This window comes from Faecalibacter bovis (genome assembly GCF_017948305.1).
Classification (GTDB): Bacteria; Bacteroidota; Bacteroidia; order Flavobacteriales; family Weeksellaceae; genus Empedobacter; species Empedobacter bovis.
Genome location: NZ_CP072842.1, coordinates 1730412 through 1740000, shown reverse-complemented (window position 1 = coordinate 1740000; position 9589 = coordinate 1730412). Strand labels below are relative to the sequence as shown.

The following is a 9589-nucleotide window of genomic DNA, read 5'->3' as shown; positions in this document are numbered from 1 at the left end:
TTCGGACAGAATTTCTCGTGTTCCGCCTTACTCGTTATCAACTATATAACCTTTTCGCTTACAGGACTATCACCCTCTTCGGTTAACCTTTCCAGGTTATTCTGCTAAAATTATAAAGTCTTTAGGGCTAATCCGCGTTCGCTCGCCACTACTTACGGAATCTCAATTGATTTCTTTTCCTATTGGTACTTAGATGTTTCAGTTCCCAACGTTCGCTCTCACTTACGTGAGTGACATGTCTTCAACATGCCGGGTTGTCCCATTCGGAAATCTACGGATTAATGCGTATGTGCCGCTCCCCGTAGCTTATCGCAGCTTATCACGTCCTTCATCGCCTCTCAAAGCCTAGGCATCCGCCGTACGCCCTTAGTAACTTTTTTCATAATTTAACCGTCATATTAATGAGCGGTTATGTTAATCTTACTCGTTTTTTGTTTAATTGTATACCTTCAATGCCGAATTAAATCGTTTATTTATTTAATTCTATATTGCTTTGATTAATTTCTTAATCTCTGTTTGATTGTATGTCGTTAACAATTTTCTTGTTATCTTTTTCTAATAATGTCAATGAACTCTTCTGCTTTTAACGAAGTTCGAATTTCGAGTTTCGTTTATAGCTTGGTGGAGAATATCGGAGTCGAACCGATGACCTCTTGCGTGCAAGGCAAGCGCTCTAGCCAGCTGAGCTAATCCCCCTCTTTATTTTCTATTAGTAGTCTCAGGCAGACTCGAACTGCCGACCTCTACATTATCAGTGTAGCGCTCTAACCAGCTGAGCTATGAGACTCTTTAATACTCTTAAAGAGTGGTCTTTGTAATATATATCTTTGAAATCAAATCCGACAGTAAATAAAACCGAATAAAACAGTCAATCTTCTAATTTAATAGAAGAAAATTCGTCGTTCTCTAAAAATGAGATGTTCCAGCCGCACCTTCCGGTACGGCTACCTTGTTACGACTTAGCCCTAGTTACCAGTTTTACCCTAGGCAGCTCCTATTACGGTCACCGACTTCAGGTACCCCCAGCTTCCATGGCTTGACGGGCGGTGTGTACAAGGCCCGGGAACGTATTCACCGCATCATGGCTGATATGCGATTACTAGCGATTCCAGCTTCATAGAGTCGAGTTGCAGACTCCAATCCGAACTGAGATAAGTTTTCGAGATTCGCATCTTGTTGCCAAGTAGCTGCCCTCTGTACTTACCATTGTAGCACGTGTGTAGCCCAAGACGTAAGGGCCGTGATGACTTGACGTCGTCCCCACCTTCCTCTCAACTTGCGTTGGCAGTCTCATTAGAGTCCCCGTCTTTAAACGCTGGCAACTAATGATAGGGGTTGCGCTCGTTGCAGGACTTAACCTAACACCTCACGGCACGAGCTGACGACAGCCATGCAGCACCTTGCATTCTGTCCGAAGAAATATCTGTTTCCAAATACGTCATTATGCATTTAAGCCTTGGTAAGGTTCCTCGCGTATCATCGAATTAAACCACATGCTCCACCGCTTGTGCGGGCCCCCGTCAATTCCTTTGAGTTTCATTCTTGCGAACGTACTCCCCAGGTGGGATACTTATAACTTTCGCTTAGCCACTGAATCCGAAAATCCAACAGCAAGTATCCATCGTTTACGGCGTGGACTACCAGGGTATCTAATCCTGTTCGCTCCCCACGCTTTCGTCCATCAGCGTCAGTTGAGGCTTAGTGACCTGCCTTCGCAATTGGTGTTCTGCGTAATATCTAAGCATTTCACCGCTACACTACACATTCCAGCCACTGCAACCTCACTCAAGACCAACAGTATCAATGGCAGTTCCATCGTTAAGCGATGGGCTTTCACCACTGACTTATTGGTCCGCCTACGGACCCTTTAAACCCAATAAATCCGGATAACGCTTGCACCCTCCGTATTACCGCGGCTGCTGGCACGGAGTTAGCCGGTGCTTATTCATATGGTACCTTCAGCTACTCACACGTAAGTAGGTTTATCCCCATATAAAAGAAGTTTACAACCCATAAGGCCGTCATCCTTCACGCGGGATGGCTGGATCAGGCTTCCACCCATTGTCCAATATTCCTCACTGCTGCCTCCCGTAGGAGTCTGGTCCGTGTCTCAGTACCAGTGTGGGGGTTCACCCTCTCAGGCCCCCTAAAGATCGTTGACTTGGTGAGCCGTTACCTCACCAACTATCTAATCTTACGCATGCCTATCCTACTGCGATAAATCTTTCAAGTGTCTCTGATGCCAGAATCACTGTTATAAGGTATTAATCTTCTTTTCAAAAGGCTATCCCTTTCAGTAGGGCAAGTTGCATACGCGTTACGCACCCGTGCGCCGGTCTCTCAGTAGCAAGCTACTAATACCCCTCGGCTTGCATGTGTTAAGCCTCCCGCTAGCGTTCATCCTGAGCCAGGATCAAACTCTCCATTGTAAATAAATATTGTTTGAAGCTTAACGCTTCTATGTTTTACAACTTCGAATTTCCTTTAGCTCTATTATTCAAGGATTGACCGTTAATTTATATTCGGCTTTTATTTCTTCTGTCTATATTGTAATTTCAAATGAACTTCTCGTTTCATGCAAACTTCTTTCGTTGTTTGCGGTTGCAAAGGTAAGACTTATTTTTAAACTGCAAAATCTTTTTTAAATAAATTTTGAAATTTTTATTTTTGTTTACTTCTTCGCGATTTCAAGTTTCAATACTACTCGTCTTTCGTATTGAGAGTGCAAATATAGGGCAACATAATTCAGCTTTCCAAATGCTTTTGTGAATTATTTTCAGTTTTATTCTTAACTAACTGAACAGAAGCGAAATATTTTTTGAATTAAATTTAGATATGTGTTTTGGTGTAGCTTTTCCTGTAGAATTAGGTAGTTTTCTATATTATATATCGTATACTTTCATTTTTTTCTTGACACAAAACATTTGAAATTAAAAGGAGAAGCCACAGTGTGGCTTAGGTAAAATAATTACAAACAGTATAATCTTATTTATATATCAATACTTTTTTCTTGATAAAAAAGAATTCAAAAAATCAAGACTGTAAATCGTTCTTGCTAAAAAACCTCTTGATTACAGGAATGAATTAAAGGTCGGTTTTTATTATAGGAAGATTAATTGATTCCTAAAAATGATAAACTAGAGATTATATAATCATGATGCGATTCTGAAACAAGTTCAGAATGACGAAATGGAATGAATATATAAAGTTGTAATACGTTTTTAGAAGATATATAGGTTGGATATAGCTTTAAGTATTATTAATGATTAAAGAAACATATGTTCATTTTTTTCGTCAAAAAAACGAACCAAAAAAGACATTGCTAAAATCTTCGACTAAAACTAAATTGATTTCGAGGAATGATTTAAATGATTCGCATTCGCTCACTAAATCATTCTTATCTCTACATCAATTTAGTTTCTTAACGTCTACGATTTTCAGGCAATTTTTTTCATTGTACAGAAGATTTATAAATAAGATTTTATTATCATATTAATTATTGGACTACATATAGCATTGTATAACGAAAATTACTTGAAGAGACGAAACAGATAATTTGCTATGATTATTACAAAAGGTCTGCTCTTTAGGAGCAGACCTTTTGTAATACTTTGATTGATGAACTCGCGAAAATGAGTTGCGAAGCAAGGAAGGTTTAAAATATATTATACTTTATTATATATATTCAAAAATCGAAATTTAAACGCAATAAAAAGTTCTTGACTTAAAAGAAAAGAACTTTATATTTTTAAAGAAAATAATGCAATTAATGCATTGCTTTGACTTCATTTAAGAAATCGACGATATCTTGCCCAGAATAATCAGCCATTCCCAAAGTTGTATGCGCGACATTCCCTTGTTTATCGAAAATGATTGTAGTTGGCAAAGTTCCATCAAATAGCTCTAACGGAATTGAAGAATTTGGCATATAGACAGGAACTGTAAGTTTTTTTCGATTGATGAATTTTTGAATTTTATCTTGTTTCCCATCAACTTCTAAAGTTAATATGATAACCTCATCATCATTTTTGAACTTATCGTGCAGTAATTGAATCGAAGGCATTTCTGCAATACAAGGCGGACACCAAGTTGCCCAAAAATTAAGAAAAACTACTTTACCTTTTAAATCTGAAAGAAATATGGTATTTCCATTTAGATCTTTCATTTCGAAATTATAGTTGTTTGGATTTTCCTTTTTAATAATCTCCTTTTTTAAATTTGGTTCAAACAAACCAATTTTAAGTAACCCTTGTTGAAGGAAAGCCTTAGCTTCTGATGACGTTAATAAAGTAACGCCAATAGCTAAAACCAAAATATTGGAAAGATTTTTCTTTATAAATACAGTTAATTTATTCATCGTTGAAAGAATATTCTTATTAGTTAATTGTGATAACATTTCTATTTAATATTAAAAAACCTTCTTTTTCTAAGTTTTTTAATATTCTTGAAATAACCACTCGAGAAGTATTTAATTCGTATGCAATTTCTTGATGAGTTTTATTGACAATGTTACCTTTATTAATACTTGCAACGTCTAAAAGATAATTTTTTACTCGTTGGTTCATATCATTGAATGCTAAATTATCGATTGCACTTAACATTTCCTCCATCCTATTATTATAGCTTTCAAAAATAAAGTGACGCCAAGATGAATATTTTGAAATCCATTCGTCCATTTTAGTAATTGGAATCATGACTAATTGCCCATCAGTTTCTGCAATTGCTCTAATTTTACTTTGTTTATCGCCAAGACAACAAGCCATTGTCATGGCACAAGTATCACCTTTTTCTAAAAAATACAATAGCAACTCTCCTCCATCATAATCTTCGCGTAGAATTTTTATCGCGCCATGCAATAAAATTGGCATTCCTTTTATAAACTGATTAAAATCTATTAAAATATCATTAGCTTCAAAATTAATTAAGCTACCTATATCATTGATTTCGTTTAATAAATCTTCTTCAAATTTATACGGATACGTTGCATTGATGTAATCTTTTATCATTTTAATGAGGTAATTTATCTTTTATAATTCCGTACAAATATGTTCCAGCCAAAGCTCCTAAAATCACAATTAGCATTGGATATAAACCTGCACCAACTAAAACAAAAATTGGACCTGGACAAGCACCAACTAACGCCCAACCTAATCCGAAGAAAATTCCGCCGATTAAATAGCGAACAATTGATTTAGTTTTCGGTTGAATTTCAATTTTATTTCCATCAAAATCTTTTATTTCTTTCTTCTTGATTATTTGAACTCCGATCAAACCAATAATTAATGCAGAGCCAATAAAACCGTACATGTGGAAAGATTGAAAACTAAACATTTCGTAAATTCTGAACCAAGAAGCTGTTTCAGATTTATACATTGTAATACCAAATACAATTCCTAAAATGATATAAATTAAAATTTTCATGAGATTAAAAAATTAAGGGAAATAAAATGTGCGTCATTATTAACCCACCAATAAAAAAACCAATAACAGCAATTAAAGATGGAATTTGCAAATCGCTTAAACCAGAAATCGCGTGTCCAGAAGTACAACCACCCGCATAACGAGTACCAAACCCTACCAATAAACCACCCACAGAAAGAATAATAATATTTTTGATAGATAAATCACCAAATAATTCGGTTGGTGAATATGCTTTACCTGCACTTTCAAAACCTAATTCATTTAGCTGTAAAATTGTAGTTTCTGAAATTGCTGGAATTTGATTCTCTGACAAGAATAGTACAGAGATAACTCCTCCTAAAACAGCACCAATCAAAAATAATAAATTCCATTTTTGATCTTTCCAATTAAAATCAAAAAAAGCACATGATTTACCTGCACCAAAAACAGAACACAATGTTCTGAAATTTGAGGAAAACCCAAAACTTTTTCCAAAATAGATTAAAAGTAACATGACCATTGCTATAATTGGTCCACCTATATACCAAGGCCACGGTTGTGAAATTATTTCCAACATATGTATATTCTAATTTTTAGCAAATTTCCGTATTTATTTATGAATGAAAGTTACAATTGTTACAAATGAATTTCAATCAAAATATTATTGTTTCAAGTGAAAAGAAAATTAATATTATGTGCATTTTATTATCTGATATTGTAAAATATTCTATTAAAAATTAAAACTATAATCAAACTCTTCAAAAAATTGATAAAAATGAATAGAATGGTTGCGGCCTAATTTTGTAGATTATTGAATAAAATTCAAAAAACAAATATTATTTCTTAACAAAATTCAAAATAATTGATTTTTAATAAGTTTATTTTGAATTATCATCAAAAAATGAATTATTCGCCTTAATTTTGCCCACTGTAATTGAACTTTAAACAATAAAATTTAGACAAAATGGAACTGAATAGAGAACGTCTATTAGAATTGGTGCAAAAATACGATGCGCCACTATATGTATATGATGCGAATAAAATTAAATCGCAATATGAGAAGATGACGAATGCTTTTTCAACTGTCAAGCGTTTAAAGTTAAATTATGCATGTAAGGCAAATACAAACCTTAATATTTTAAAATACTTCAAATCCCTTGGTTCAGGATTAGATACTGTTTCTTTACAAGAAGTAGAATTAGGATTAATGGCTGGTTTCAAACCAAAAGAAATCATTTATACACCGAATGGAGTTTCTTACGAAGAAATTAAACAAGTTATTGCTTTAGGCGTAAGAATCAACATTGACAATTTATCGGTTTTAGAAACATTTGGTCAAGATTTCCCTAATTATCCAGTTTGTGTGCGTATTAATCCACACATTATGGCTGGTGGAAATGCAAATATTTCTGTAGGACATATCGACTCTAAATTTGGAATTTCTATTCATCAATTACCACACATCAAACGTGTAGTAGAGAATACAGGATTACATTTAGATGGTGTGCACATGCATACAGGTTCTGATATTTTAGATATTGATGTATTCTTACAAGGAGCTGAAATCTTATTTGAAGTAGCAGCGGAATTTAAGAATTTAACGTACATCGATTTCGGATCTGGATTTAAGGTTCCTTATTATCCAGGTGCTGACGAAACTGATATCGAATATTTAGGTGAACGTTTATCAGCTCGTTTCAATGAGTTTGAGAAAGCGTATGGCAAACCATTAACATTAATGTTTGAGCCAGGAAAATACATGGTTTCTGAAGCTGGAACTTTCTTAGCGAAAGTAAACGTTGTAAAACAAACAACTTCTACTGTATTTGCTGGAATTGACACTGGTTTTAACCACTTAATCCGTCCAATGTTTTACAATGCACATCACGAAATTGAAAACATTTCGAATCCAGAAGGACGCAGCCGTTATTACACAGTTGTAGGATATATTTGTGAGACGGATACTTTCGGATCAAACCGTAAGATTAATGAAATTAGCGAAGGCGACATTTTATGTTTCCACAATGCTGGTGCATACTGTTTTTCTATGGCATCTAACTACAACTCACGATTAAAACCTGCTGAAGTTTTGTTAATAGACGATAAAGATTATTTAATTCGTCGTCGTGAAACTTTACAAGATTTAATTGGTACAACAGAAGAAATCAAATTCTAATTTAATATTATTAAAATAGAAATTTAATAGTTCAAATTCACTTAAACTCAATCTACGGATTGAGTTTTTTTTTGTTTAATATGTTGTTAATTGTATTACCAATGATATTATACCCTAAAGATTTATCGTAATTCCATTGATAAGTATGTTCTGCTATTTGTTGATTATTACGAATTGTAACTCCAAGTGATTTCATTTCTTTTTTAAAACCTGAAAAATTATCGTCCTTAATTATCACTTTATTCATCAGATAAAAACTCTTCATCAAATTAGATTTTGTATCAGAGATAATTGTATCATTTTTAACTTGAGAGAAAAGATTTATTGGTACTATTAAAAACAATAAATATTTAAACATGGTAATTAAAATTTTGCATAAAAAATCCCAATCGAAAGATTGAGATTTTTATATACTATTATTTAGCAACTTTTTTTCTTGCTTGAGCATTAACTCTCGCATTTTCAGCTTCTACTTTTTTTCTTTTTTCTTCCTTTAAAGCTGCTTCATCTTTACGAATTTGTTCAAGTTTAGTTGCTTTTAAATCTGCTTTTTTCTGAGCTTCTACTTTCGATTTTAAATCTTGTGTTTTATCAGATTTTTGTTGCGCGAACAAACCAATTGGTAACAATACGAAAGCTAATACTTTTAATAATTTCATATCTAGTGTTTTTTAATTTTATTAAATATACAAAAAACATTGATTTACAACACATTATTGTAATTAATTTAAAACAGTTTGATTTAAAAAAAATTTAGCCTTTAAATAATTTAATTTTAGTAACCATTACAGCTAAAACAAACCCAAATACAGCAAATAGAGCGTACGAATATCTTAAATCAAACATTTCTGCAATATATCCAATTAAGGGTGGTCCTAATAAAAATCCTAAAAAAGAAATACTAGAAACCATTGCTAATGCAACGCCAGGATTTATGGTTTTGTGCTGTCCGGCTACACTATAAACAGCAGGAACTGTACAAGCTACCCCAAGACCAACTAACATAAATGCCATTGTACATATAACTAAGGTTGGAAAAAATACAGAAATCAACAATCCACTTCCCATTAAAATACCGCTAACTTGTAAAACGCGACGTTTACCAAAACGTTCAATAAATTTATCGCCGATAAAACGCCCTGAAGCCATTGTGATCATAAAAGCGGCGTAACCTAAAGTTGACCATTTTTCTGGAGCTTTTACAATTTCGTGGAAATAAACTCCACTCCAATCGAACATTGTTCCTTCAGTTGCCATACCTAAAAAACCAATTATTCCTAATTGTATTAAAGTTTTATCTGGTTTTACAAACCCTTTCTTTTGATCTTCAGTAAAAGTTTCATGATCAAATAAATATTTCTGTTGAGAAAAGAATAATCCTAATATTATTATAAATATAATGATGAAATGAGTTAAAATTTCAATTTCAAAATTCATTAACAACAAACCAATTAAAGCTCCTACAAATCCTGCTAAACTCCACGCTCCATGAAAAGAAGACATGATTGAACGATTATAAACTTTTTCTACATCAACACCTTGAGTATTGATCGCAATATTACATGAATTACTAAAAATACCGAAACATGTAAGAATCGCAGCAAGTGACCAAAAAGTAGTTGCAAACGGAATAGCTAATAAGAGCAAAGCGTAGCCTAAAATCCCTAAACGAAAAACATTTTTACTACCATATAGCGCAACCATTTTACCAACCAAAGCCAATGTTATAATTTCACCGATTGGCATCACTAAAAGTAAACTCCCAAGTTCGCCTTCAGAAATTCCTAATTTATTTTTAATTGTTGGGATTCTACTTGCCCAAGATGAAAATATTAATCCTGTACAGAAATAGAAAATGGTTACAGCTAAACGGATTTGTTTTGATGTAAATTTAGGTGTAGAAACGGTGTTTTGCATGTCTTATTACTAGAGGTGTAAAGGTAAATAATCGAATTTGAATAATTAATTCTTATTTTATTAAAAAAATATTTCACTGATAATGAATTTGATAGA

General features: G+C 33.4%; 8 protein-coding genes, 2 tRNA genes and 2 rRNA genes (1 of these 12 running past the window's edge). 1 reads left to right on the top strand and 11 read right to left on the bottom strand.

What is annotated here, in order from left to right; genetic code table 11:
- The 8 genes from J9309_RS08370 to J9309_RS08335 all read right to left on the bottom strand — a co-directional run.
- Positions 1–380 (bottom strand): 23S ribosomal RNA (locus J9309_RS08370); it reaches 2400 nt to the left of the window's first position.
- 239 nt (positions 381–619) lie between these two features.
- Positions 620–696 (bottom strand) — tRNA-Ala (locus tag J9309_RS08365).
- 17 nt (positions 697–713) lie between these two features.
- A tRNA-Ile gene (locus tag J9309_RS08360) sits at positions 714–787 on the bottom strand.
- Between the two features lie 123 nt (positions 788–910).
- Positions 911–2429 (bottom strand): 16S ribosomal RNA (locus J9309_RS08355).
- Together the 16S and 23S rRNA genes with 2 tRNA genes alongside form the textbook arrangement of a ribosomal RNA operon.
- A 1337-nt stretch (positions 2430–3766) precedes the next feature.
- Positions 3767–4396 carry a TlpA family protein disulfide reductase gene (locus tag J9309_RS08350; protein WP_230475435.1) on the bottom strand — a complete coding sequence of 210 codons (630 nt, stop codon included), beginning with the start codon at positions 4394–4396 and terminating at the stop codon, positions 3767–3769.
- Entirely contained in the window at positions 4377–5006 is a 630-nt protein-coding gene (locus J9309_RS08345) for a Crp/Fnr family transcriptional regulator (RefSeq protein WP_230475434.1), read from the bottom strand. The genes J9309_RS08350 and J9309_RS08345 overlap by 20 nt, the downstream gene beginning before the upstream one ends.
- A gap of 1 nt (position 5007) precedes the next feature.
- A complete protein-coding gene (locus J9309_RS08340) occupies positions 5008–5421 on the bottom strand; it encodes a DUF6691 family protein (protein ID WP_230475433.1) in 414 nt (137 codons plus the stop codon).
- A gap of 4 nt (positions 5422–5425) precedes the next feature.
- The gene (locus J9309_RS08335) at positions 5426–5974 is read right to left on the bottom strand and encodes a YeeE/YedE family protein (protein WP_230477858.1); all 549 of its coding nucleotides are present in this window, start codon (positions 5972–5974) and stop codon (positions 5426–5428) included.
- Positions 5975–6364: 390 nt separating this feature from the next.
- Here J9309_RS08335 and lysA point away from each other — a divergent pair, with 390 nt between their 5' ends.
- On the top strand, positions 6365–7576 hold the full coding sequence (gene lysA, locus J9309_RS08330; RefSeq protein WP_230475432.1) for a diaminopimelate decarboxylase: 1212 nt from the start codon (positions 6365–6367) through the stop codon (positions 7574–7576).
- A 52-nt stretch (positions 7577–7628) separates the two neighbouring features.
- Here lysA and J9309_RS08325 read toward each other — a convergent pair whose 3' ends face one another.
- From J9309_RS08325 to J9309_RS08315, 3 genes are all read right to left on the bottom strand, one after another.
- Positions 7629–7841: a hypothetical protein gene (locus J9309_RS08325; RefSeq protein ID WP_230475431.1), complete on the bottom strand. Its 213-nt coding sequence runs from the start codon at positions 7839–7841 to the stop codon at positions 7629–7631.
- 151 nt (positions 7842–7992) lie between these two features.
- Complete coding sequence (locus J9309_RS08320) at positions 7993–8235, bottom strand: hypothetical protein (protein WP_230475430.1); 243 nt, start codon at positions 8233–8235, stop codon at positions 7993–7995.
- Positions 8236–8329: 94 nt separating this feature from the next.
- A complete protein-coding gene (locus tag J9309_RS08315; protein WP_230475429.1) occupies positions 8330–9493 on the bottom strand; it encodes an MFS transporter in 1164 nt (387 codons plus the stop codon).
- Positions 9494–9589: the final 96 nt, after the last annotated feature.